22 protein-coding genes are annotated in these 24,267 nt (G+C 47.1%); 3 read left to right on the forward strand and 19 right to left on the reverse strand.

Annotated elements, in window-relative coordinates; genetic code table 11:
• Positions 1-101 precede the first annotated feature (101 nt).
• The 15 genes from rplE to HB364_RS24755 form a co-directional block, all read right to left on the reverse strand.
• The gene (rplE, locus tag HB364_RS24685) at positions 102-665 is read right to left on the reverse strand and encodes a 50S ribosomal protein L5 (protein ID WP_167290994.1); all 564 of its coding nucleotides are present in this window, start codon (positions 663-665) and stop codon (positions 102-104) included.
• Positions 666-742: 77 nt separating this feature from the next.
• On the reverse strand, positions 743-1,081 hold the full coding sequence (gene rplX, locus HB364_RS24690; protein ID WP_167290995.1) for a 50S ribosomal protein L24: 339 nt from the start codon (positions 1,079-1,081) through the stop codon (positions 743-745).
• A gap of 107 nt (positions 1,082-1,188) precedes the next feature.
• On the reverse strand, positions 1,189-1,557 hold the full coding sequence (rplN, locus tag HB364_RS24695) for a 50S ribosomal protein L14 (protein ID WP_167290996.1): 369 nt from the start codon (positions 1,555-1,557) through the stop codon (positions 1,189-1,191).
• A gap of 101 nt (positions 1,558-1,658) precedes the next feature.
• Entirely contained in the window at positions 1,659-1,916 is a 258-nt protein-coding gene (gene rpsQ / locus HB364_RS24700) for a 30S ribosomal protein S17 (protein ID WP_167290997.1), read from the reverse strand.
• Positions 1,917-2,032: 116 nt separating this feature from the next.
• Positions 2,033-2,242 (reverse strand): 50S ribosomal protein L29, encoded by a 210-nt coding sequence (gene rpmC / locus HB364_RS24705; RefSeq protein ID WP_167290998.1) that lies wholly within the window; start codon positions 2,240-2,242, stop codon positions 2,033-2,035.
• Positions 2,243-2,288: 46 nt separating this feature from the next.
• A complete protein-coding gene (rplP, locus tag HB364_RS24710; protein WP_167290999.1) occupies positions 2,289-2,708 on the reverse strand; it encodes a 50S ribosomal protein L16 in 420 nt (139 codons plus the stop codon).
• Positions 2,709-2,780: 72 nt separating this feature from the next.
• The gene (rpsC, locus tag HB364_RS24715; RefSeq protein ID WP_167291000.1) at positions 2,781-3,620 is read right to left on the reverse strand and encodes a 30S ribosomal protein S3; all 840 of its coding nucleotides are present in this window, start codon (positions 3,618-3,620) and stop codon (positions 2,781-2,783) included.
• A gap of 25 nt (positions 3,621-3,645) precedes the next feature.
• Positions 3,646-3,990 carry a 50S ribosomal protein L22 gene (gene rplV, locus HB364_RS24720; RefSeq protein ID WP_167291001.1) on the reverse strand — a complete coding sequence of 115 codons (345 nt, stop codon included), beginning with the start codon at positions 3,988-3,990 and terminating at the stop codon, positions 3,646-3,648.
• 76 nt (positions 3,991-4,066) lie between these two features.
• Positions 4,067-4,339 (reverse strand): 30S ribosomal protein S19, encoded by a 273-nt coding sequence (gene rpsS / locus HB364_RS24725; protein WP_167291002.1) that lies wholly within the window; start codon positions 4,337-4,339, stop codon positions 4,067-4,069.
• Positions 4,340-4,384: 45 nt separating this feature from the next.
• On the reverse strand, positions 4,385-5,224 hold the full coding sequence (rplB, locus tag HB364_RS24730) for a 50S ribosomal protein L2 (RefSeq protein WP_167291003.1): 840 nt from the start codon (positions 5,222-5,224) through the stop codon (positions 4,385-4,387).
• 92 nt (positions 5,225-5,316) lie between these two features.
• The gene (rplW, locus tag HB364_RS24735) at positions 5,317-5,616 is read right to left on the reverse strand and encodes a 50S ribosomal protein L23 (RefSeq protein WP_167291004.1); all 300 of its coding nucleotides are present in this window, start codon (positions 5,614-5,616) and stop codon (positions 5,317-5,319) included.
• Between the two features lie 29 nt (positions 5,617-5,645).
• Positions 5,646-6,284, reverse strand: coding sequence for a 50S ribosomal protein L4 (rplD, locus tag HB364_RS24740; protein WP_167291005.1), 639 nt, complete (start codon positions 6,282-6,284; stop codon positions 5,646-5,648).
• A gap of 63 nt (positions 6,285-6,347) precedes the next feature.
• Positions 6,348-6,965, reverse strand: coding sequence for a 50S ribosomal protein L3 (rplC, locus tag HB364_RS24745; protein ID WP_167291006.1), 618 nt, complete (start codon positions 6,963-6,965; stop codon positions 6,348-6,350).
• A gap of 409 nt (positions 6,966-7,374) precedes the next feature.
• Positions 7,375-7,680 carry a 30S ribosomal protein S10 gene (gene rpsJ / locus HB364_RS24750; protein WP_014220852.1) on the reverse strand — a complete coding sequence of 102 codons (306 nt, stop codon included), beginning with the start codon at positions 7,678-7,680 and terminating at the stop codon, positions 7,375-7,377.
• Positions 7,681-7,801: 121 nt separating this feature from the next.
• On the reverse strand, positions 7,802-8,146 hold the full coding sequence (locus tag HB364_RS24755; protein WP_167291007.1) for a hypothetical protein: 345 nt from the start codon (positions 8,144-8,146) through the stop codon (positions 7,802-7,804).
• A gap of 165 nt (positions 8,147-8,311) precedes the next feature.
• Here HB364_RS24755 and HB364_RS24760 point away from each other — a divergent pair, with 165 nt between their 5' ends.
• Positions 8,312-9,802 (forward strand): hypothetical protein, encoded by a 1,491-nt coding sequence (locus HB364_RS24760; RefSeq protein WP_167291008.1) that lies wholly within the window; start codon positions 8,312-8,314, stop codon positions 9,800-9,802.
• A gap of 58 nt (positions 9,803-9,860) precedes the next feature.
• Here the strand turns inward: HB364_RS24760 and HB364_RS24765 are convergent, their stop codons facing one another.
• Complete coding sequence (locus HB364_RS24765; protein WP_167291009.1) at positions 9,861-12,062, reverse strand: S9 family peptidase; 2,202 nt, start codon at positions 12,060-12,062, stop codon at positions 9,861-9,863.
• Positions 12,063-12,751: 689 nt separating this feature from the next.
• Between HB364_RS24765 and HB364_RS24770 the strand changes: the two genes are divergently transcribed.
• On the forward strand, positions 12,752-13,882 hold the full coding sequence (locus HB364_RS24770) for a hypothetical protein (protein ID WP_167291010.1): 1,131 nt from the start codon (positions 12,752-12,754) through the stop codon (positions 13,880-13,882).
• A gap of 73 nt (positions 13,883-13,955) precedes the next feature.
• Here HB364_RS24770 and fusA read toward each other — a convergent pair whose 3' ends face one another.
• Together fusA and HB364_RS24780 are read right to left on the reverse strand one after the other, a co-directional pair.
• The gene (gene fusA, locus HB364_RS24775) at positions 13,956-16,106 is read right to left on the reverse strand and encodes an elongation factor G (protein WP_167291011.1); all 2,151 of its coding nucleotides are present in this window, start codon (positions 16,104-16,106) and stop codon (positions 13,956-13,958) included.
• Between the two features lie 189 nt (positions 16,107-16,295).
• Positions 16,296-17,093, reverse strand: a complete 798-nt coding sequence (locus tag HB364_RS24780; RefSeq protein ID WP_167291012.1) for a M57 family metalloprotease — start codon at positions 17,091-17,093, stop codon at positions 16,296-16,298.
• 472 nt (positions 17,094-17,565) lie between these two features.
• Between HB364_RS24780 and HB364_RS24785 the strand changes: the two genes are divergently transcribed.
• Positions 17,566-20,196 (forward strand): S8 family serine peptidase, encoded by a 2,631-nt coding sequence (locus tag HB364_RS24785; protein ID WP_167291013.1) that lies wholly within the window; start codon positions 17,566-17,568, stop codon positions 20,194-20,196.
• A gap of 115 nt (positions 20,197-20,311) precedes the next feature.
• Here the strand turns inward: HB364_RS24785 and HB364_RS24790 are convergent, their stop codons facing one another.
• Positions 20,312-24,211 (reverse strand): T9SS type A sorting domain-containing protein, encoded by a 3,900-nt coding sequence (locus HB364_RS24790; RefSeq protein ID WP_167291014.1) that lies wholly within the window; start codon positions 24,209-24,211, stop codon positions 20,312-20,314.
• Positions 24,212-24,267 lie beyond the last annotated feature (56 nt).

Here is a 24,267-nt window from a genome sequence, read left to right on the forward strand (position 1 = left end):
TTTAAAATGTCGAAACCCCAAGCTTTGCTCCGGATTCCGGATTTGTATTTTATATTTCGTGTCCGATTTCAGGCTTCTGACTTCGGACCTCCGACTTCAGATTAGTCTTTCTTCTTGAACGGCATACCCATTTCTTTCAGCAGCTCAAATGCTTCTTCGTTGGTACCAGCCGTAGTTACGAAAGTAATATCAAGACCAGTGATCTTATTTACTTTATCAATATCGATCTCCGGGAAAATGATTTGTTCAGTAACACCGAGGGTGTAGTTACCGCGACCATCAAATGCTTTTTCATTGATCCCCTTGAAGTCACGTACACGGGGTAAAGCAGTAGAGATCAGTCTGTCCAGGAACTCATACATCTTCACACCACGCAAAGTAACACGGGCGCCGATAGGCATGTTCTTACGCAGTTTGAAGTTAGAGATATCCTTCTTGGACATGGTAGTAACCGCTTTCTGACCGGTGATCTGTGTAAGTTCATCAACAGCCACATCTACCAGCTTCTTATCAGTTACGGCTCCATTTACACCACGGTTCAGGCAGATCTTTTCCAGACGGGGAACCTGCATAACGCTGTCGTAGTTAAAACGCTTCATCAGGGCAGGTACAACGTCTTTCTTGTACTTGTCTGCTAATCTCGGAGAATATTTTGTTGTGCTCATTGTTATAGAGTTTGTACTTTACTATAATCACTCCTCTCACCCCGCCGGCCTGCATGACCTGTGGAGCAATGGGCCGGTTATTTTATAACTTCACCGGATTTTTTGGAAACACGTACCAGTTTACCATTTTCGCGGGTACGTTTTGCCTTGGTAGCTTCACCTTTCTTCGCATCCCACAGCATCACATTGGAAATGTGAATAGCGGCTTCCTTCTTTACAATACCACCTTTGGTATCGCGGGCGGAAGGCTTGGTGTGACGGGTAACGATGTTCACTCCTTCTACCAGTACTCTTTCCTTGTCGGGAAATACTTCCAGTACCTTGCGGGGCTTCTTTACATCTTTATCGTCACCGGTAATCACCACCACGGTGTCACCTTTTTTAATATTGAACTTCGGTTTAAATCTATTGCTCATTTTCGTATGCTTTATCTCTTAAAGAGAATTATTGACTTAAGCTTGTTTTGTGAGTTGTTAATTGTCAGTGGTGAGTTAGTTTCTCACAATTCACCACTCACTACTCACTACAGTACTTCCGGGGCCAGGGATATAATCTTCATATAACCCTTATCACGCAGTTCACGCGCAACAGGTCCGAAGATACGGGTACCACGGGGCTCATCAGAAGCGTTCAACAGCACCACTGCATTGTCGTCAAAACGGATATAAGATCCGTCTTTACGGCGCAGCTTGTTCTTGGTACGAACGATGACAGCTTTTGTAACGGTACCTTTCTTAATACCACCGGCAGGAATAGCATCCTTTACGGTAACAACAATCTTATCGCCGATCTTCGCGTAATCCTGGCCACTGTTACCCAGCACGCGGATACACAATACTTCTTTGGCACCACTATTATCAGCTACGTTTAATCTGCTTTCTTGCTGAATCATTTTGTTAAGCTTTGAGCTCTTAGCTTCGAGCTTCGAGCATTGATACAATTATATTTGATACTTGGCTCGTAGCTCGGGGCTCGTAGCACAGCTTCTTCTGATTACTTCGCTTTTTCTACCACCTCTACCAGTCTCCAGCGCTTTGTTTTGCTGAGCGGACGGGTTTCCATGATCTTTACCACATCACCTACAGTGCACTCATTCTTTTCATCATGAGCATGGAACTTGGTGGTCTTCTTTACGAACTTACCATAGATCGGGTGTTTTACTTTTCTTTCTACCGCAACCGTAATGGTTTTAGCCATTTTGTTGCTGGTTACAACACCAGTTCTTGTTTTACGCAAATTTCTATCTAACATGTTATTTAGCTTTTTAGCTACCAGCTTTGAGCTTGAACTCTCGGCTTATAATTTAATTATCAACTTCTGTTTTATGCTCGCAGCTCGTAGCTCACTGCTCGTAGCTTGCTGCTGTATTATACAGCCTGTTGTTTCTGCTTCAGCTCAGTTTTCAGGCGAGCCAGGTCTTTACGAAGACCGCGGATGCTCATCGGGTTCTCCAGGGGGGAGATAGCATGAGCGAACTCCAGCTTCTTCAAGCGCAGTTCATCTTCCTGGATCCTGGCCTTCAGGTCAGCTTCGGAAAGATCTTTCAGGCTTTTTACAAAATCAATTCTCTTAGACATGATATACAATTTGAATATTTTCAAATACTCACCTTAGCTCCCTGGCTTACGCCTGGTAATCCCGGCGAACGATGAATTTAGTCTTGATCGGCAGCTTTTGTGCAGCCAGCTCAAGCGCTTGCTTTGCTGTTGCTTCGCTTACACCATCGCATTCGAAAATGATGCGACCTGGTTCCACTACAGCAGCCCAGAACTCGGGGTTACCTTTACCTTTACCCATCCGCACTTCCTGAGGCTTGCGGGTAACTGGTTTATCAGGGAAAATGCGTATCCACACATTACCTTCACGTTTCATGGAACGGGTGAGCGCCTGACGGGCAGCTTCGATCTGACGGTTGGTTAACCATATTGGTTCCAGGGCTTTCAGACCGAAAGAACCAAAAGAAATGGTAGTACCACGTTTTGCTACTTCCCGGATGCGGCCTTTCTGCGCTTTCCTGTGTTTCGTTCTTTTAGGCTGTAACATCTATTAACAATTTGAAAATTTGATAATTTTTGAAGAGTCCTGACGGGCTGGGGTATTGTTCCCACTACCCTGCTATCCTCTTCTGTTGTTTCCACCGCGGAATCCACCGCCACCACCGCCTCTGCGGTCACCACCACGACCACGGTCGCCACCGCCCCTGCGGTCACCGCCACGATCGCCACCTCTTCTTTCACCACCTCTCTGGTCATCACCTTCCCGGCGGTCCCTGCGGTCGCTTACGTCACTCTTACCACCCACGAAATTGGGGTTCAGGTCACGTTTGCCAAGGATTTCACCTTTACAGATCCATACCTTGATACCTATTTTACCATATACAGTCAGTGCAAACACGTTGGCGTAATCAATATCCATACGCAGTGTGTGCAATGGTGTACGACCTTGTTTAATTTCTTCCGTACGGGCAATTTCAGCACCACCCAAACGGCCGCTTACCTTGATCTTGATACCTTCAGCACCCATACGGAGGGCAGAAGCGATCGCCATCTTGATAGCGCGTTTGTAGTTAATACGGTTTTCGATCTGGCGGGCAATAGTATCACCTACGATCATCGCATCCAGTTCAGGACGGCGGATCTCCAGGATGTTGATCTGCACATCATCTTTACCAGTCAGCTTCTTCAGCTCTTCCTTAATACGGTCTACTTCGCCACCACCTTTACCTATGATGATACCGGGCTTGGAGGTATGAATGGTAACGATCAGTTTATTCAGCGTACGCTCAATAACGATCTTGGAGATACCACCTTTATTGATACGGGCATTCAGGTAAGTCCTGATCTTGTTATCCTCGATCAACTTGGTAGAAAAATCTTTTTTGTTACCATACCAGTTAGATTCCCAACCGCGGATAATCCCTAACCTGGCACCAATAGGATTTGTTTTCTGACCCATTTATTCTAATTTGAAAATTTTATAATTAAGCTTTTGCGTCTACAATGATCGTTACGTGATTGCTGCGCTTACGTAAGCGATACGCTCTTCCCTGTGGAGCGGGCAACATCCTTTTCAGGGTGCGGGCACCGTCTACAAAGATTGTTTTTACCACCAGTGCAGCATCAGCAGCACTCTTGCCTTCATTCTTCTGCTCCCAGTTGTTAATAGCGCTTTTCAACAGCTTGTACAAAGGAGTGGCGGAATGTTGCGGATGGTGTTCCAGCAAAGCCAGGGCTTTCTCCACTTCTACACCGCGGATCTCATCAGCCAGCAAACGCATTCTGCGGGGTGATGTGGGATAATTTCTAAGTTTAGCTACTGCTTCCATTTTATAATGTTTGTGGTCTGTAGTTTTAGTTTATGGTTATAGAACTACAAACCATAAACAGTAAACTATAAACTAATTAAGCTACTTTTTTACTTGAGTGTCCTTTAAAGTTGCGCGTAGGTGCAAACTCACCCAGCTTATGGCCAACCATAAATTCAGTCACGTAAACCGGGATGAATTTATTACCGTTGTGCACGGCGAAGGTATGACCTACAAAGTCCGGAGTAATGGTAGAACGACGGCTCCAGGTTTTGATAACACCTTTCTTGGCTTTGCCTTCGTTTACAGACAATACTCTTTGTTCCAGCTTCGCGGCTACATAAGGACCTTTTTTTATCGAACGAGCCATATATACTTAAGTTTGAAAATTTGAAGATTTAAAATCAGCGCTTGATTATTTAGCTAATTTTTTACCATTCTTACGTTGGATGATCAGCTTATCGCTTCCCTTACCCCTTGTACGTGTCTTTTCACCTTTAGCGTACTTACCAGTCCTTGAACGTGGGTGACCACCGGAAGCTTTACCTTCACCACCACCCATCGGGTGATCTACAGGGTTCATCGCTACACCACGGTTGCGGGGGCGGATACCTTTCCAACGGTTACGACCGGCCTTACCTGCCATTTCCAGGTTATGATCACCATTGCTTACGATACCTACAGTAGCATAGCAATTGATCAATACTTTTCTCAACTCACCGGAAGGCATTTTCAATATCGCGTATCTTTCTTCCTTGTTGGTCAGTTGGGCAGAAGTACCGGCACTGCGTACCAGCTTACCACCCTGACCAGGTTGCATTTCGATGTTGTGAACGTTGGTACCCAGCGGCATGTTCTTCATCTGAAGGGCATTACCGATTTCAGGGGCAACGGCATCACCGGCAATTACGGTAGTACCTACCTGTAAGCCCTGGGGAGCCAGGATATATCTTTTTTCACCGTCTGCATAGTTCAGCAGCGCGATGAAAGCAGTACGGTTCGGATCATATTCAATAGAAACCACAGTTCCTGCGATATCTTTCTTATTTCTCTTGAAGTCGATGATACGGTACATCTTTTTGTGACCGCCACCGATATAGCGCATAGCGCGGCGTCCCTGTACGTTACGGCCACCAGTAGACTTTACTTTTTCTACCAGGCTTTTCTCAGGAACATTCGTTGTCACTTCTTCATATGCATTGCCAATTCTCCAGCGTGTTCCGGCGGTAATTGGTTTATACTTTTTCAGTGCCATGTTTTAATACTTATTCTGTGTTAAAAATCGTTTGTCAATACTTTGCGGCGTTTGACGCGCCATTCTTTCCTGCCTCCGCAGAGGCGGGTGGATTAGATGTTAGCGTACAGGTCAATAGCTTCACCTTCAGCTACGGTTACATACGCTTTCTTGTAAGCCGGCTTAACTCCGGAAATGAATCCGGCCTTGGTGAAACGGCTCTTAGCCTTACCGGGAACCACTACGGTGTTCACATCAATTACATTCACACTGTAAAAACCTTCTACCGCTTTCTTGATTTCCAGTTTATTGGCTTTGCGACTAACACGGAAAGCATAAGTCCTGCTCTTATCGGAGAGCTTATTGCTTTTCTCAGTTACAATCGGCTTTATCAATACTTCTGCGAGTTTCATATAACTCTAATTTGATAATTTAAGAATGATTATGCGCTTACTTCAGCTTCGTCATCAACGAATATCTTAGCTGCGCTTTCAGTCAATACCAGTACATCGGCATTTACGATATCGTACGTATTCATGTCGGCGATCAGTGCTCCGTTTACAGAAGGCACGTTACGCAGGCTCAGGTACAGGTTGTCGTTGTACTCGGGCAGAATAACCAGAGATTTTTTATTGTCGATGTTCAATGCTTTCAGTGCACCAACAAATGTCTTTGTCTTAGGTGTATCCAGGTTGAGGTCTTCAATGATTACGATAGCATTTTCCTTAGCCTTATAAGAAAGGGCGCTGATCTTGGCCAGGTCCTTCACTTTACGGTTCAGTTTGAAATCATAACCATGAGGCTTAGGTCCGAAGATGGTACCACCACCTTTAAAGATAGGGGCACGCAGGTTACCTTTACGGGAACCACCGGTACCCTTTTGACGGTGCAGCTTTTTGCTGGAACCATGTACTTCCGCACGGGTTTTCACTTTGTGTGTACCCTGACGTTGTGCAGCCAGAAATTGCTTAACAGCCAGGTAGATCACGTGATCATTTGGCTCAGCACCAAAGATCTCATCGGGCAACTCTACTGAGCGACCTGTTTTCTTACCGCTTATATTTAATACATCTACTTGCATCGTACGCTATTTTTCAGTTCAGAAAGAAGACTTCTTGTTACAGTTGTCAATTTCCTGACGTTGTTATTTTTGAATTAATACAATTGATCCGTTGTGTCCGGGAACAGAGCCGCTTACCAGGATATAGTTCTTCTCAGGGAAGATCTTCACCACTTTCAATCCTTTTACTTTCACGCGGTCCTGACCCATCCGGCCGGCCATGCGCATACCTTTGAATACGCGGGAAGCATCGGATGAGTTACCGATAGAACCCGGGGCACGCTGACGGTCGTGCTGACCGTGAGACTGCTCACCTACCCCACTGAATCCATGGCGTTTTACAACACCCTGGAAACCTTTACCCTTGGTAGTACCTACTACTTCAACTTTTTCACCTTCAGTGAAAATGTCAACAGTAATAGATTCTCCCAGAGCTTTCTCTATGGAATAATCACGGAACTCTTTTACAAATTTTTTGGCGGCTGTATTGGCCTTTGCGAAGTGATTCTTTTCTGAAGCGAGTGTGTGCTTTTCTTTCTTGTCGCCGAATGCTAACTGCACAGCGCTGTAACCATCAGTGTCTTTTGTTTTGACCTGGGTCACAACACAGGGACCGGCCTCGATGATGGTGCAGCTTGTTTGCTTACCATCAGGGCTGAAGATGCTGGTCATCCCGATTTTTTTGCCAATAATTCCTTTCATCGTTGTTCGTTTTTGCCTTCTCGGTTTAAGAGACATTTGCGGTATGATTGTCACAACCTTGCTGTCCGGGCGGACAGAGAAGGCACAACCATGGCAACTTCAATCCCCGTTTGCTACCGACCTTTTCTTTTATTGCCTGCTTTATTTCACCTTGAATGAAAACCGCAGACTTCGAAGTACCGGTAGTAAACTAACCTCGAAGGGTCAGTTCATATTTAATGTTTATAAAACCTGCAGGCTTTACGCCCGTCAGACTATCTGTTTATATTACCCAGCGCTGCTTTATCTGTTACCACCGGTAACAAAGTTTGCAGATGGGTTTGAAAGAACTTTACTACGCAGGGTAGTATTATCATGAAAAAACCCTGTCAGGATTTTAGAACCCTGACAGGGTTCATCAAATGCTTTATCAGGCTTTGATCTCAACTTCCACACCACTGGGTAAGTCCAGCTTACTCAGGGCATCCACCGTACGGCTGGAAGAAGTATAGATGTCCAGTAAACGCTTATGCGTGCACAACTGGAACTGCTCACGGCTCTTTTTATTCACGTGCGGTGAACGCAAAACGGTAAAGATCTTCTTACGGGTAGGTAAAGGAATAGGACCTGTTACTACCGCTCCGGTGCTACGCACTGTCTTCACGATTTTCTCAGCAGATTTGTCTACCAGGTTGTGATCGTAAGACTGTAATTTGATTCTGATTCGTTGAGACATAGTTCAATCCCATTTTTCTAATGGGGATGCAAAGGTAAGGGCTGTTTACTTACTTACAAAAGAATTAACCAAAAATTTTCCCTTCCGGAGGAATAATTTGATGGCCCGCAGTCCTTTCCGGCTACCTGCGGGCAGGGAGAAAGGCACCTGCCGGCTTCCGGGGCAATACTGGGTTGGACAACATGGCTCTACCATTAACTATCACATAACCAGTCTGATAGATCTTTTTTACCTCACTGTATTCAGCCACAAAGAACCTGTTGGCGATCGTATCTACCATCAGGATGCCCCTTTCCGGCGCATTTTTGATCAATTCCGATACAAAGAAATGCTGCTGGTATTCCCGGGCCTCTTTGGCCGGATCTTCGCCCAGCAAGGTAAGATAGCTGGTAAAAACAAGCGGGGAATTGTCGGCCGAAAACCGGGCTGTTTTAACCCGGCGGGGGAAGGCACCTTTAAAAGCCATTTTGGAGTCGGTAAACTGTTTGGCGGGTATCTCGGTAATGGCCTGGTTGGTGATGTAAAATAAACTTCATAGAGGAGGGGTTTTGCAGCTAATTTATCCTACACAGACACGTGTTGACGTTAAGAAAAACTAAATTGAGAACATTTTAATAACCGGATGACCAATATGGGAATAACTCTTCAGAAAAGACAGGCTTTATTCATTGTTCTACTGACGTTCATCCTTAGTGTATTGGTACGCGTTCCCAATCTCAATCGCCCCGTTTCCAAGCACCATGAGTTTATAACAGCACTCATACTCATCAACCTTGAATCCTGGCGCCAGGCCGGTGGCGGGGAAAAATTTCACTATACCCCGGTAATGAACTATCAAAATACCGGTGATAAGCACGCGGAGAAAGCAGTATACATTGATAGTGCAGGTAACCAGCTATACCTTTCCCTGGGGCCTGCCTGGTATATGATCCCCTATTTTGTTTATGAAATTTTTGATCTGCCGGTCGAGCCGGTTTACCTGCGTATCCTTAACCTGTTCTTCAACCTTATAACCCTCCTGCTGGCCTTTTACTTTTTCCGGCAACTCATCCCGCCCGGCGCATCCGGCCGTTATCTTTTTGTAGTAGCAGGCTGTTTACTGCTCCAGTTTACACCAGGCATGTTGTGGTATTCCGGAAACGGGTACGTGCATACGGCCATTATCCTTCCTGTTGTAATGGCTACGCTCATGGTATTACTGCCCATGCTGCAATCACCTCAAAAAATTACCTTCCTGCGTTTGCTGGGGCTGGGCCTGCTGGTCATATTGTTGGTGTACATGGACTGGTTGCCCGTATTTATTTGCTTTTGTACCACCCTATGGATACTATTCAGGCGCAGGCGGGATAAACAATACCTGCTGCTGGCATCGGTGCTGTTCATAGCCACGCTTACAGGCATGGCGCTTGTGTTTGGGCAATTTGCCTCGTATGCCGGCTGGCCGGCTGTATCCCGGTATTGGCAATTGCGTTTCGGGGATCGCAGCATTGCCAATGGTGAAACGCCTTTATGGCAAATGCTGGCCTGGCTGCTTGGGCATTTCATAACCAGTTACCTGCCGCTGGTTGTGCTGATCATTGCCAGCGCTTTCGGGTTGAAGCTGCAAAAAGTCCGTCTACTGCTCTCAGACCAGGAAAAGCGCTTCCTGTATATCTATGGCGCTGCAGTAATAATATATGAAGTGGTATTGATCAGTTGGTCTTCCGCACATGATTTTGCGCTTATCCCGGCAGGCATATTGCTCGCTTATATAGGCGGCCGCCTGTTCTTAACAGCTTTTAAAGGCAGGGCGGCTTATGTAATAGGCGGACTGTTCCTGCTGTTCTCAACGGCGCAATACTATTACATCAACAGACCGGGTCCCCGCTCGCGGGATGGTATGGCTTATAATACCTTTGAAGTATTGGGCAGGGAATTAAAACAAGTCCCGGCCGACCACAAGATCTTTATGTATTTGGGAGAGACCACCTACCCTATGATCGAATACTATGCCGGCCGCAACATCACGAATGCGGAAAACAGGACAAAGGCCCAACAACTGATGCAGCAATGGGGAATCACCAAAGCCGTATGGATTGAGCATGATAATTTTCAATTCCGCCACATAGTGGAGCTAAAATAAAAACGGTGGGTCACCTTCCAAAGGTGGCTCACCGTTTTTATAACCAGGTAACTATATACTACCTGCCGCCCGGAGGGCAATGTTGTTTGAGGTAATTGGTATATAAGGTAGACAGGTGCTGGTAAGTGCCTGGCCCTTCCGAAATACTATGCGTACGGTTGGGATAAGACATCACCTGGAACTGCCTGTTGTATTTTACCAGTTCATTAATGAGCATTTCGGCATTGTTATAATGCACATTATCATCGCCCGTACCATGAATATACAGCAGGTTACCCCTCAGGTTCTTTGCATAAGTAACAGGTGACCCTTTTACAAAATCCTCCCTGTTCTCCTGTGGCAATCCCATATAGCGTTCCTGGTAAATATTGTCATACGTAAGCTGATTGCCTACTGCTGCCACGGAAATACCGGTTTTATAGATCTCCGGGAACTGGAACATCAGGTTGAGGGTGGCAGAACCGCCGCCACTCCATCCCCACACAGCCACCCGGCTGGTATCCACAAAAGTCCATTTCAGGATCTCGGCAGCCGCCAACGCCTGGTCTTTAATATTCACCAGCCCGATCTTACGGTACACGATCTTGCGCCAGTTCCTTCCTTTGGGAACAGGTGTTCCCCTGTTATCAATGGAAATATAGATATAGCCATCTTTGGCCATACTACCCTGGTACAGGAAATTGTTTTCCACGCCATACTGGTCCTTTACATTCTGTCCCCAGGGCTCGGTATACACATAAAATACCACGGGATACTTCTTCTTCTCATCAAAATTCTCCGGCTTCACCATCCAGGCATCCATCTCCACCCCTTCGGAAGTCTTTACTTTAAAGAACTCCACTTTCGCTTTTGATTTATCGACCTTGGCCACCGCATCAGCTACTTTATTCTCTCCGTTTACGCCCTTATGGTCGGCCAGGGAAATCAGTTCAGTCGTATAACCGGTGTAGTAATTGGAAAATACATGCTGGGCAAACTTCGCATTGGGCGATACATCATAATCGTGCGTGCCCTGCTGACTGGCTGGGGACACCCGTTCAGCCTTGCCCTTACCATCCAGCTTGGTGCGATACAAATACTTCTGGGTAGCATTATCAGGTGATGCCATGAAATATACATACCCGCCTTTCTCATCAATACAGGTAATCTCCATCACATCGTAATTGCCTGCTGTGATCAGCGTTTCCTTTTTGCCGTCGCGGCTTACCCGGTATAAATGGCGCCAGCCGTCTTTTTCAGAAGCCCATACAAATTCCTTTCCGCCATTCAGCCAATCCCAGCCTCCCCAGATATAATCATTGTCCCATAAAGGCAGGATATCTATCCAGGCAGAATCTTTCTCGGTATAAATGGTTTGCGCCGCACCGCTCTGCACATTGCACAGCATCAACTGGCTTTGGTTCTGTTTACGGTTCAGGTGCTGAATGATCAGCTCTGTACTGTTGGCTGCCCACTCTGCCCGGGGCACATAACTTTGCCATACCGGATCGGTAGGAATGGCCATCCATTTGGTTTGCGCAGTGGCAATATTTACTACACCCACCTTGAAGGGAGAGGGCGCCTCGCCTGCACTGGGGTACTCCACCGGCACGGCAAAGGGGTAAATGGAATCTGTATTATTTACCATCAGGTAATCCTTGGTATTCTTGGCATCTATCTGCCAGTAGGCGATCTGCTTGCTATCGGGGCTCCAGCGGAAACCATCACGGCAGAAAAACTCTTCTTCATACACCCAATCAAAAGTACCGTTGATGAGCTTGCGGTTGCCATCAGTAGTCAGTTGTGTCACAGCGCCACTGGCCAGGTCTTCCACGTACAGGTTGTACTCACTTACGTAAGCCACTTTGGAAGCATCGGGAGAGAACTTGGCAAACATCAGTGAGGAAGCAGGACGGCCTTTGCCCACCTGTTTCAAAGTATTGGCACTCCGGTCATATACCCAATAGTCGCCCCGGGTGTTCAGGCGCCATACCTTCTTGGTATTGGTAAACAGCAGGACCTTTTTATCATCTTCTGAAAAAGAAAAGCTCCTGAACGTTAAAGGCTTCTGCCCCTGTGGGGTAAGTTGTTCCTTGGTAAGCAATACCGTTTTGGTATTTTGGGGCAGTACAAACTGTACCAGTTCCCCGCCCTGTGCACTATAATAACTATTGCCATCTTTGGCCCATTTGACAGCTCCCTGGGCTTGTACCAGGTACATGGAAAAGAGGCCCAGACATACACCAACCAGCCTTGTAAAGAAGGTGGACTTACTATTCATGCGTAAAAATTTAGGGCGGGAAATTAAAGTAAAAGTCTGAATCCGGCTTAACCGGGATTAACCAAATAAAAAAATCCCGGCCAACTGCCGGGACTCTGCTAACCATAGCTTCCTTTTCACAGGGAGCGTGTGTGTATCCTTTGACCAAAGAAGAATCTATTGTACTGAACCCTACGGGGTTTGCTTGTTACCGGTTGTTTGAATCCCGGCGAAAGAGGAAGTTTAATGCCCCTGAGGGTTTTAATAACTCTTTAATAAAGGGAGCCAATAAAAAAGCCCCTCCGGAGAGAGGCCCTTTAAGTGCGTTCATCATTGCTATTGAACGATCACTTTGGGGAGAGTTGCTGCCCAATAAAGGGCTGCACTAATCAAAAGCCATGTAGTTTAGGGGCTACGGTGCAATATATGAAAGGAACGCTGCATTTCGCCACACAAACCACTAACTGTGCAGAATAATGGGGTAACTGTGCTGTTTTGGCTAATAAGTGCGAAGGCAGGTAACGTTAGGCAGCTATAAGAATCCGGGAGGCACCCCTTTTTTACTAATTTGTTTAGCCTGGAATAAAATTTTTATTATATAAATTTATGTTATAATTTCAGTTATCCTTCTTTCCTATTTTAAACTCCCCCATTTCATCGCCCAATACTCCTCTTTTATAATCTCTGTTTTTAAACGCAAAACTTCCATTATGAAAAAATTACTTTCCATTAATGGCGTATTGGCCATTATGCTGCTTTTCATTTGCTGCCAGAAAGATGTCAACCAACAAAAAACACAGGAAGAAACCGGCCCTGTCGAATCTGTAGCCCTTAATTCAAGTACCACCAACTGCGGAGATCCGTTAGTAAAAGACATGATGGATATGGGAGGTGTTATTGATTGGGGAGATATTGTCATCAGCAATGATGCCAACAATATCATTGTACAATTAAACAGTGGTATTCAGGGTATGTACCTGGCCAAGGTTACGGCGGTATTCGGATCGCAACAGCATGTAACGGATTACCTCAGCAACCAGATCAACTGGTCAGCCTGCGATGGCCCCTTCCTGTTCGACCGCCAAAAGACTTATGCACCGCAGACAAAAAGTACGGATACCATTCAGATCCCCGTCAGCAATTTCCAGTCTGATGATTGTATCTGGATGAGCCTCAGTATACAACTGATCGGTGAATACGGTACCTGGGGTTGCGCATTCGCCTACCCATATGATGGTGAGATCATCGGCAGCGCCGAATGGCAAAGCGCCTTCAGGTATTGCAGGCAGGATTGTCCGCCACCACCACCTGGCGATTGCGGCCAGTTAAGGACTCAAACACCCGGTGGCTGGGGCGCAGAACCCAATGGCAATAATGCCGGCACCTATTTACACGCCAATTTTGCAGCCGCATTTCCCAATGGCTTAACAGTAGGATGCACGCCTGATTATAATGTAATGCTGACCACCGCCCAGGCCATTACTGACCTGTTGCCTACAGGCGGACAGGCTGCCGTGCTCACACAAAACTATACCAACCCGGCTGCCATTAAGAATGTATTGGTAGGGCATCTCGTAGCCCTGACATTAAGCACCGGCTTTGATGTATATGATGCCAATTTCGGGCAGGCAGGCATACAGTTGGGACAGATGCAGATCGGAAGCGGCACTTTCGCCGGATGGACAGTCAATGATTTCCTGGCCGAAGCGAATAAAACACTGGGCGGCTGTGGCACCTATACGTTGCAGCAAGTGCTTACAACAGCTACCAGTATTAATGAAAATTATGTTGATGGGCTTATAGATAAAGAATTCCTGGTATGCCCCAGGATACAGGATTAGCATTGGTTATTATGGTTACAAGAAAAAGCCCCGCTTGTTGGCGGGGCTTTTTTATAAGGATGCGCTTTAAAACTTAGTCACTCACTTTCATTTTTCCTTTCACCTTGGCAATCACTTCTTCAGCGATGTTGTTGGGGGCAGGAGAATAGTGGCTGAACTCCATGGTAGAAGTAGCACGGCCGGAGCTTAAGCTACGCAATTGTGTTACGTAACCAAACATTTCACTCAGGGGCACTTTGGCTTTGATAACCTGGGCGCCTGCGCGGCTGTCCATACCTTCCAGCATACCACGGCGACGGTTAAGGTCACCGGTTACGTCACCCATGTATTGGTCAGGAGTGATTACTTCTACTTTCATGATGGGCTCCAGCAATACAGGCTGCGCTTTACGGCCTGCCTCACGGAAACCTTGCTTGGCGCAAAGCTCGAAAGACATGGCGTCGGAGTCAACCTGGTGGAAGCTACCATCAAATACGCGGACCTTCACATTCTCCACAGGATAGCTGGCTAATACACCAGTGCCCAGGGAGTTCTGGAATCCTTTCTGGATAGCAGGAACGAATTCACGGGGGATAGATCCACCGAAGATATCATTCACAAACTGCAGGTTCTCTTTCGGATTTGCTTCCAGCCACTCTGCATCAGCGGGCCCGAGTTCGAAAATGATGTCCGCAAACTTACCACGACCACCGGTTTGTTTCTTGAGGATCTCACGGTGTTCAACAGATTTACGGAACGCTTCTTTATAAGCCACCTGGGGAGCACCCTGGTTAACTTCTACTTTGAACTCGCGTTTCATACGGTCGATGATGATCTCCAGGTGCAGCTCACCCATACCACGCAGGATGGTTTGACCGGTATCTTCATCGGTATTTACACGCAGGGTAGGATCTTCTTCTACCAGCTTGGCAATGGCCATACCCATTTTATCTACGTCGGCCTGTGTTTTAGGCTCAACAGCGATCGCGATTACAGGCTCTGGAATAAACATGTTTTCCAGGGTGATCGGATGGTTCTCATCGCACAGGGTATCACCGGTCTTGATTTCCTTAAAACCAACTGCCGCGCCGATATCACCAGCTTCGATGAAATCGATCGGGTTTTGTTTGTTGGCAAACATCTTCATGATACGGCTGATACGCTCTTTCTTACCACTTCTTACGTTCAATACATAAGAACCGGCATCGAGGTGACCGCTATAGCAACGGAAGAACGCCAAACGACCTACGAAAGGATCGGTCATGATCTTAAAGGCCAATGCAGCGAAAGGCGCTTTAGGATCGGGCTTGCGCGTGATCTGCTCGCCGGTATCAGGATCAGTACCTACTGTATCTTCAATATCAATAGGAGAAGGCAGGTAACGACAAACGGCATCCAGGGCTGTTTGTACACCTTTGTTCTTGAATGAAGAACCACACATCATCGGAACGATGCTCAGATCGATGGTAGCTTTACGGATAGCTTCATGTACTTCGTCTTCAGAGATAGATGCCGGATTGTCGAAGAATTTCTCCAACAGTTTGTCATCATATTCAGCTACTGCTTCAATCAGGTTTTGTCTCCACTCTTCAGCTTCAGCCTGCATATCAGCAGGAACAGGGATCTCTTCAAAGGTCATACCTTCAGTAGCCATATCCCAGATAACACCTTTCATGGTGATCAGGTCAACCACACCTTTGAAATCATCTTCTGCACCGATGGGTAATTGCAGGGGAACGGCTTTAGCACCGAGCATTTCCTTTACCTGCTTAACCACCATCAGGAAGTCGGCGCCGGAACGGTCCATTTTGTTAACGAAACCGATACGGGGAACTTTATAACGGTTAGCCTGGCGCCATACAGTCTCAGACTGAGGCTCTACGCCGTCAACGGCAGAGAACAGGGCGATCAGACCATCCAGTACACGCATAGAACGCTCTACTTCTACAGTAAAGTCCACGTGGCCCGGAGTATCAATGATGTTGAAATAATATTTTTTGGTGTTAGCATCGGCCTTACCTTTTACGGTAGGGAAATTCCATTGGCAGCTAACAGCAGCAGAGGTAATGGTGATACCTCTTTCTTTTTCCTGCTCCATCCAGTCAGTGGTAGCTGCACCATCATGCACCTCCCCTATTTTATGGATCATACCGGTATAGCGCAGGATACGCTCCGTAGTAGTGGTTTTACCGGCATCAATGTGTGCCGCAATACCAAAGTTTCTCTGTAATCGTAAGTCTGCCATGACTTTGTTGTTGTTTTCTGTTTAATTGTAGTGCAGGGAACTCCCTGAAAATAAGTGCGCAAAGGTAAGCAAAATCTCTGTCAAAAAGCAGATTCCACAAGATCAAATGATTAAATGTGGAAAACCAAAAAAGTACGCCCTGTCGGCTGACAAGGCGTACTTTTTGTGCAGTAGCACAATGTATATCAATTACTTGTACAGGAAGTCCAGTGCTGTTTTATCATTATTGTTGAAAGGGCGGTTCTGTCCGGAACCAATACAGGCCAGCATCCAGGAGTTGGGATCGGGACCGGTAGCGGTGCCCGGGATGTAGACAGCCCCTACTGTGGAAGCCCCTTCATTAACCGGTTGGCCGCCGCAGCTATAACTGCGATCCAAATAATCGGTGTGACGGAAACCAATGCAGTGCCCTATTTCATGGGCCAGGATAGTAGCTACTGTGCTTTGCGGCTGATTGCCGATCGCCCTCGAGTTCACTTTGACCTGTCCATACGGATTACCGGCATTGGTAGGAAACCCGGCAGAAGCGAGGTAATTGCCATTCCCTCTCACAATGCTGATGGTGGCACCGGATGATACACGCTGAAAGGTAATACGCAGCCCCTGCGCATTATACCGGCTGAGGGCCTCGTCCAGCGCAGCCGCATAAGAGGAAGGCAATTGTGAGGCAAGACTCACGGTAATGGTACGGGGCAAACCTGTTACGAGGTTATTGGTGCGGTATTGTTCTTCCGTACCAACCCGTAAAAACCGTGTATCCGGTGTAGCAGTAAGGTCCTTCGCCGTAAGCAAAATATCACCCTCCACGATATAATTACCTTCTTCATCCAGCGAGACATTTTTGTTACTGAAACCAAGCTGATAGATCTTATCCAGCGTAGTCTGGGAGATCTCCTGCGTGGCATCTGTGGAAGCATTCTTCTTACAGGCAGGTACCAGGCAAACCAGCGCGGTAATACCGGCAACGGATAATAGTAGTTTTCTCATAAACGAATGTGCGTTTTGTAGTTAACAATCAGGTGGGTACAAAGGCAATGGTTACAACCAACAGCCTTTTACATAGAAACTTTTTCTAATGTACTATAAATATTAATAAATCTTATCAAGAGAATAGCAACCTTATTGCAGAATTAGGGAACGTTGGGCCATGGTTTGAGGATGTTACTGGGCATACTATGGCTGAGGCCACTACCTGTGAAGCCGTCAGTAAAGAGCAGGATAATCCAGAGATAATCCACATATAATCCAGAGATATTCCAGAGATAAGTCACTCCTATTGTATCTGGAATATCTCTTAAATATCTCTACATTAATTGTTTTATATATTTAAAATAATTAGATAGTCAGGTACGGGCAACTATTACTGTCCCTGGGGCCGGACTTGGCTTAACCCCGACGAATGGCAGCCCCGGGATAAGCAATAATTGGTTACATTTAAATACTATTAGCCTTCGGTCCCATGAGATACAGTATCCTGCTGTTCCTTTACTGCTGCTATTGCCTGGCTGTCAATGCACAAGAGCCGGACAGCACCACCCTGCGCAAAAAACTTTCACCTCTTTTACTATCGCCCAAAGCCAGGGTTGACAACAATACCATCACCACCTGGTGGATTACCGTTACTGATATTGAACGTTTTAAATCTTTTGTGGCAGCCAATAAACTACCGGTGGAAGTGATGGGGACCTATGCCCTTACCCGGTTACTGGTTATCAAAACCACCCGTAAGGTATTGTTAAACAATCTATTGAAAAGCCCCTGGGTAGTATTTGCCGATGCGCCCCGGGTACCCCGGGAAGAACAGGTGATCAGCAGTTTTGACAATACCGCCAACCAGGTCAATACCGTTCACAGTCTGCTACCTGCCCTGAATGGCAATGGCCTGGTCGTATCTGTAAAGGAAAATAAGCCCGATACGACGGATATTGATTTTACGGGCAGGTATCTTCCTACTCCATTGAGTTCGTCCACTGTTACGCAACATGCAGGCATTATGGGCACTATTATCGGAGGAGGTGGTAACAGTGATTATACCGGTAAGGGAGCCGCCTGGAGCGTAACGCTCAGCTCTTCGAGTTTTGCTACCCTACTGCCGGATGCCAACAGCGCCTACCAGCAATACAATATTTCGGTCCAGAACCACTCCTATGGCACCGGTATAGAAAATTATTACGGGGCTGATGCGGCGGCTTATGACGCCAGCAGCATCGCCAACGCCCACCTGCTGCATAGTTTTTCCGCCGGTAATTCCGGTAATCAAACCAGCACGCAGGGCCCTTATACCGGCCTTCCCAACTATGCCAATATCACCGGGAGTTTTAAGATGGGCAAGAACATCACCACCACAGGCGCTATTAACAGCTTGTATCAGCCCGAAGCACTGAGCTCAAGAGGCCCGGCCTATGATGGGCGCATCAAACCCGAACTGGCAGCTTTTGGGGAAGATGGCAGTTCCGGCGCCGCGGCCATTACTTCGGGTATTGGCCTGTTGGTGCAACAGGCTTATAAGGAGCATACCGGCCAACTGCCGCCTGCCGCCCTTGTAAAGGCTATCCTCCTGAATACAGCCGATGATGTGGCAGCGCCGGGCATTGATTTCCAAACCGGCTATGGTAGTGTGAATGCCTTTAAAGCCGTTAGTACGGTACAACAGGGCCTGTATGCTGCCGGCAGTATTGCCCAGGCACAAACACAAACCTCCACCCTCTCCATTCCTGCCGGCATACGGCAGGTAAAGGTGACGCTTTGCTGGTATGACCCACCAGCCACTCCCAATGCCCTCAAGGCGTTAGTGAATGACCTTGACCTGGAACTTATCAATACCAGTACCGGCGAACACTGGCAGCCCTGGGTATTGAGTCATTTTCCGCATGCAGATTCCCTGCAAAAGCTGCCGGTACGCAAAAGGGATAGTCTGAACAACAATGAGCAGATCACGCTGGACAATCCCTTGCCCGGCACGTACACGATACAGGTAAAGGGCTATGCCATTCCATCCGGCGCCCAGGCTTATTATCTTTCCTGGCGGCTGGATACTGCCGACCGGTTTCAATGGTATTATCCTGCCAAAGGAGATGATGTGCAGGGTGGCCAGAATAATATCCTCCGCTGGGCTTCTTCTTTTACGGATAACAATCCCGGCCATATCGAATATTCCACCGATGATGGCAATCACTGGCAATCCATCACCCATACTGCCAACCTTGCCCAGGGCTTTTATACGTGGCAGGCGCCTGATACTTTTACCACAGCCCGGCTGCGAATAACAGCCGGCGCTCATTCTTTTCTGTCCGACACTTTTACTGTTTCGGCAAGGCTGGATATGAATACCGGTTTCAACTGTGCCGACTCCTTTTTGCTTACCTGGCATAAACCCGTTGGCATTGATGCCTGTATCGTGTATGTACTGGGTGAAAAATACCTTCAGCCTTTACTCACTACCGGCGACACCATGCTAGTGCTGAGCAAGGCCACCAATCCCGCTTTACATTATACCGTAGCTCCTGTACTGGCAGACGGTTATACCGGGATGAAAGCCTTTACTTTCAACTATACCACACAGGGAATAGGTTGCTATGTTAAAAGCTTCCTGGCCGACTTTGTGAATGCTACTACTGCCCGCTTATTGATCGAATTAGGAACGCGGTATGCCATACAAAAGATAACGGTTGAAAAACTGGACATTTCCGGTTACAAGGACATACAAACAATAGAGCCGGTTAATGCACTGCAATATGTTGTTACAGATAATGCATTGCACCGGGGCGTTAATACGTATCGCCTGAAGATCTACCGCACTGATGGCGTCATTATTTACAGTCAGCCGGAAACGGTGTATAATTTTAAGGACGCCGGTTATATTGTTTACCCGAATCCTGTCAGTGCAGCAACAACACTTCATATTCTTACAGCAGATCCCGGCAACAGTACCATTACCTTCTTTAATGCAGCCGGCCAGCAGGTATTGCACCGCCAGTTGACAGATGTACATGAGCAACTACCGCTGCATGGATTACAAAAAGGCCTGTATTTCTATATTATCCGGAAAGCGGGGAATAAGGAGCAAACGGGAAGTGTGTTGATCTATTGATTATAGGCCGCAGCGTCCCCTCCGGGAGACACTGCGGGGAAAGTAAGTGTGCTTGTGTATTAAAACAAAAACCCCGCTTTCGCAGGGTTTATTGTTCTTAAACCTTCAAAAAACATTATTCAAAGATGACCTTGTAGGTGAATGTTTCCCGGCTGCCGAGCGCCGTGATGCGCAGCATGTACACCCCGCTCTTCACAGACGCATCCCGGTGCCAGGTGATTTTCGCCTGCTGCACCTTTTGTACTACCTGCTCATGCACCACCTGTCCGGTAATGGTGAACAGTGACAGTTTATAGCTATCCTGCTGCTTCGCTGTAAGCGCTATGTTCAATGTACGCTTAACCGGGTTGGGATACAGCGTAATGGAACTTACCGTGGCGATCTTTACCGGAATGATATTGCTGTAAGTGATCTTATTATCCTTGCTTACCATACGCAGGCGGTAATTATTGGTACCTGTCACCGGCGCTTCATCGGTAAAGGCATACATACTACGTCCTGACAACTGACGGGAATTGACGGCGCCAATAGCCATGTACTGTCCGTTGCCTGCACTGCGCTCAACAATGTATTCTTTGGTATCCATGTCCTGCTGTGCCACCCAATTGAGTTGTACAGCACCATTGATCGCTTTGCCGGATAGTTTAACCTGTCCCGGCAATATGCCACCACACATCCCTGTTACCTCGAAGTAGGAGATCTTGGTAAGACATCCGCCGTTTACAGACATATGGCATACATACATACCAATATCGGAAGGCAACAGGTAAGGTATCCTGTAAGAGGTGGTTGTACTCACCAGGACACTATCTGTTTCACTTGTTTTCTTGTACCAGTTATAAGTGGCATTGGCTGTAGAATCCACATGGAGGTTTACATCCTGGTAATAGCAATCTGAGCTGGCATAGATGAGCGTATTGGCCAGCGGCAGGATGTTTACGTCGTTCAGGGTAGCGTTGCCACAGGCATCCACCGCACGCAGACGTATCAGTGAATACTGTACGCCATTGGTGATGCTGAATACCGGGCTGGTTTGACCGGATGAGATGATACTGGGTGAATCAGGGATACTGCCAATAACTTCATAACTGAAGGGCGAGCATCCGCCTGTAACCACCGCACCCACACTGAAGTTGTTGTTATCACACTGGTAAGCGGCCGATTGCTGCAGGCCCGGGAAAGCATAGGGCGCCACAACGACGGTATCATATATTTTGCCGGTACAGCTCGGTACGCTGTACTGCACAATGTAGGTAGAAGGTTCAAGGTCTACAAACTTGTAGGTAGAACCCACATTGGAGGTAAAGTTGATGGTAACCGTATTGCCGTTCTTCCTGATGATCACCGGGGTCACTACGCCCATGTTGGAACTAACATCAATATCAATATCGGTGGCGCCGTTTTCCCATACACCGGAAGGGCATTTCGATTTTACAAATTTCGTTTTGTTGATGATGCTCGGGCTGGGTGTTACCAGTGCAGTATCCCGCACGTTACAGTTGTCTATACCTATAACGGTATACTGCTGTCCGCCGGTCAGTGGCTGCAGGGCATTGACCATAATGGGGCTGGTTGCCGATGTAACCGAGGTCACCAATACGCCTACCGGGTTCAGTACTTCAATGCGGTAAGGCGCATTGCCGGTGTTAAAGGTCACCTTCACATCGGTGGTGCCAAAGGTGCAGGACTCCTTCGCTGTTACAGCAATATCAATAGGTACAGGCGCCGCATTGATACGGCGGGTAATGACAGTATCATAGCAGGGATCTTTCACCTTCACATCATACCAGCCGTACAGCAGGTTATTGAAGGTACCGTTGCTGCTGCCGGTAGCTACGAAGTTGCCCAAGGTATCATAGATGTTGTACTGAGGGTTCTGCAGGTTGTTTTGCCCGTTCACCTTAGCGGTAAAGGTAGAGCAGGCCTTGTTGCTGATCGCCACACTGCCTATCGAAGGCACGTTCCGCTTTGCATCAAAACATCTTTCCATCAGGGTATCGTAACAGGGAGGCCGCACCCTGATACAATGATAACCATACGGCACGTTGTTGAACGTACCATTGGTATTACTGTCTATCGCTACATTAGCGGCGTTGTACAATACATATTTAGCATTGGCAATATTGGAACCTGATATCTTGGCGACAACGGTAGAACAACCTTTGTTGCTGATATTCACGGAGGAAGAAAGCGAAGGTTTGGACCTTAACACTTCAAAGCACCTTTTGAACACCGTATCGTAACAGCTCGCACTGTTGGTCACCCGGATACAGTAACTGCCATAAGGCAGGTTGGGAAATATCCCATCAGGGGTACAGGTGATCAGTACATCATTCACATCGTATAAACAATAGGTCGGATTATTCAGGTTTTGCTGCCCTGTTATTGAGGCTGTGAACGTACTACAGCTTTTATTAATATCCACAGTAGTTCCCAGGCCCGGCACCAGTTTTTGGATGTTAAAGCACCGCACGATGGTGGTATCATAGCAATCATCATTCTCAATGCGGATGCAATAAGGTGTATTATATAGCAGGTTGTCAAAGCTGCCGGTAGTATTACAACCAATGAGCACATTGCTGCCGTTGTACAGACAGAACTGCGGATTGGTAAGATTCGTTTGCCCGCTTATGCTGGCTGTAAAACTGTTACACCCAATGCCGGAAGGGTTGATATTGGCATCTACCGAAGGCAGCGGGGTATTGACTGTAAAGCATTTGGTAATGGTGGTATCATAACAGCCATCTTTTACTTTGATGCAATAGTAGCCATACTTAATGTTATTGAACACGCCATCGGTGCTGGTACCGATGAGGGTATTGCTGCCATTATACAGTTCATATACAGGATTGGTCAGGTTGGTTTGCCCGGTAATGGAAGCTGTAAAAGTGGAACAGGCTTTATTGCTGATGCTTACTGTATTGCTGATAGCCGGTTTAGGCTGGCTGGCCGAGAAACAACGTGTAATGGTTGTATCATAACAGTTATCTTTTACGCGTATGCAATAGCCACCATACGCCAGGTTGGTGAAAGAGCCGGTGTTATTGGTGGCAATGACAATATTGTTGTTGAGCAGTTCGTAGGTTGGATTGGTGAGGTTGCCTTGCCCGGAAACCGTTGCAGTGAACGTATTACAGGTAAAATCGGAAGTAGTGACATTGGCATTGACCGTAGGACGGTTGGGATCAACCCAGGTGCTAACCTGCATGGTGCCGCAAGGGTCTTTCACCACTAATTTTACAAAGCGTTTGGTGCCGATGTAAAAACGGAAAGGGCTGGTGGAAGACCATACCGTATCGCCTGCACTTCTAACCACGCCATATTGAAAGCCGGGAAAACTACTGGTATTGCCCTTGCTGTCTTTGATCTTGATGGTTACCTGGGCACTGTCGCAACCTATTTTGGCAACGGTGACCCCATCTATCCACCACTGGTAATTGAGGATGGTGATGCGCCTGGTTTGCTGTCCGCCGCAGGAGTCTTTCAACTGGATGGCATACTCACCAGCCACCAGGTTGGTAAAATAGCCGGTAGCATTGGTAGTACCTACCCCGGAAGGAGAAGGTGCTACGATGGAATAAACAAAGGGAGATCTTCCGCCCAACTGGTTTGATACCGTAACCGTTCCATCAGTGCCATTCATACAGGTTACGTCGGTCTTGGTAAGTACAAAGCGGGGCTCGGCATAAGAGCCGGGAACAATTACATCGTATTTATCGGTAACACAACCCGTATTGATGTCTTTTACACTGACTACATAGGAGCCGGCAGCAAGGCCGGTGATGTTGGTGGAAGAAGTGTAAGCAGTAGTAATGGGCCCCGTGACTTTAATATTGTAGCTACCTGAGCCACCGGTAATATTCACTTTGATACCTCCCGTGGCCATACATCGCGATTCTTTGGTAGTAACCGTGAAGTTAAGCGTGGTACAGTCCTGGGCCAACCCTATCAGGGGGTGCAGGTAAAGCAGGGACAGGATAAACCCTGCGCGCGTCAGTTTCATCAGGCTCTTCATTAGGGTACGATTTCGGATTTCGGATTTTTCCTCTACAGGATATTGGACCAATGAAT

This window comes from Paraflavitalea devenefica, assembly GCF_011759375.1.
Taxonomy (GTDB): domain Bacteria; phylum Bacteroidota; class Bacteroidia; order Chitinophagales; family Chitinophagaceae; genus Paraflavitalea; species Paraflavitalea devenefica.

Bases quoted from the DNA above. Each gene is read 5' to 3' on its own strand.
- HB364_RS24765 (WP_167291009.1), bottom strand. From the start codon at position 12,062: ATGAATAGTAAGTCCACCTTCTTTACAAGGCTGGTTGGTGTATGTCTG.
- HB364_RS24785 (WP_167291013.1), top strand. From the start codon at position 17,566: ATGAGATACAGTATCCTGCTGTTCCTTTACTGCTGCTATTGCCTGGCT.
- rplE (WP_167290994.1), bottom strand. From the start codon at position 665: ATGAGCACAACAAAATATTCTCCGAGATTAGCAGACAAGTACAAGAAA.
- rplV (WP_167291001.1), bottom strand. From the start codon at position 3,990: ATGGAAGCAGTAGCTAAACTTAGAAATTATCCCACATCACCCCGCAGA.
- HB364_RS24760 (WP_167291008.1), top strand. From the start codon at position 8,312: ATGGGAATAACTCTTCAGAAAAGACAGGCTTTATTCATTGTTCTACTG.
- rplX (WP_167290995.1), bottom strand. From the start codon at position 1,081: ATGAGCAATAGATTTAAACCGAAGTTCAATATTAAAAAAGGTGACACC.
- rpsC (WP_167291000.1), bottom strand. From the start codon at position 3,620: ATGGGTCAGAAAACAAATCCTATTGGTGCCAGGTTAGGGATTATCCGC.
- HB364_RS24780 (WP_167291012.1), bottom strand. From the start codon at position 17,093: ATGAGAAAACTACTATTATCCGTTGCCGGTATTACCGCGCTGGTTTGC.
- rpsJ (WP_014220852.1), bottom strand. From the start codon at position 7,680: ATGTCTCAACGAATCAGAATCAAATTACAGTCTTACGATCACAACCTG.
- rplN (WP_167290996.1), bottom strand. From the start codon at position 1,557: ATGATTCAGCAAGAAAGCAGATTAAACGTAGCTGATAATAGTGGTGCC.
- HB364_RS24790 (WP_167291014.1), bottom strand. From the start codon at position 24,211: ATGAAGAGCCTGATGAAACTGACGCGCGCAGGGTTTATCCTGTCCCTG.
- HB364_RS24755 (WP_167291007.1), bottom strand. From the start codon at position 8,146: ATGGCTTTTAAAGGTGCCTTCCCCCGCCGGGTTAAAACAGCCCGGTTT.
- rplP (WP_167290999.1), bottom strand. From the start codon at position 2,708: ATGTTACAGCCTAAAAGAACGAAACACAGGAAAGCGCAGAAAGGCCGC.
- rpsQ (WP_167290997.1), bottom strand. From the start codon at position 1,916: ATGTTAGATAGAAATTTGCGTAAAACAAGAACTGGTGTTGTAACCAGC.
- rpmC (WP_167290998.1), bottom strand. From the start codon at position 2,242: ATGTCTAAGAGAATTGATTTTGTAAAAAGCCTGAAAGATCTTTCCGAA.
- fusA (WP_167291011.1), bottom strand. From the start codon at position 16,106: ATGGCAGACTTACGATTACAGAGAAACTTTGGTATTGCGGCACACATT.
- rplC (WP_167291006.1), bottom strand. From the start codon at position 6,965: ATGAAAGGAATTATTGGCAAAAAAATCGGGATGACCAGCATCTTCAGC.
- HB364_RS24770 (WP_167291010.1), top strand. From the start codon at position 12,752: ATGAAAAAATTACTTTCCATTAATGGCGTATTGGCCATTATGCTGCTT.
- rplB (WP_167291003.1), bottom strand. From the start codon at position 5,224: ATGGCACTGAAAAAGTATAAACCAATTACCGCCGGAACACGCTGGAGA.
- rplW (WP_167291004.1), bottom strand. From the start codon at position 5,616: ATGAAACTCGCAGAAGTATTGATAAAGCCGATTGTAACTGAGAAAAGC.
- rplD (WP_167291005.1), bottom strand. From the start codon at position 6,284: ATGCAAGTAGATGTATTAAATATAAGCGGTAAGAAAACAGGTCGCTCA.
- rpsS (WP_167291002.1), bottom strand. From the start codon at position 4,339: ATGGCTCGTTCGATAAAAAAAGGTCCTTATGTAGCCGCGAAGCTGGAA.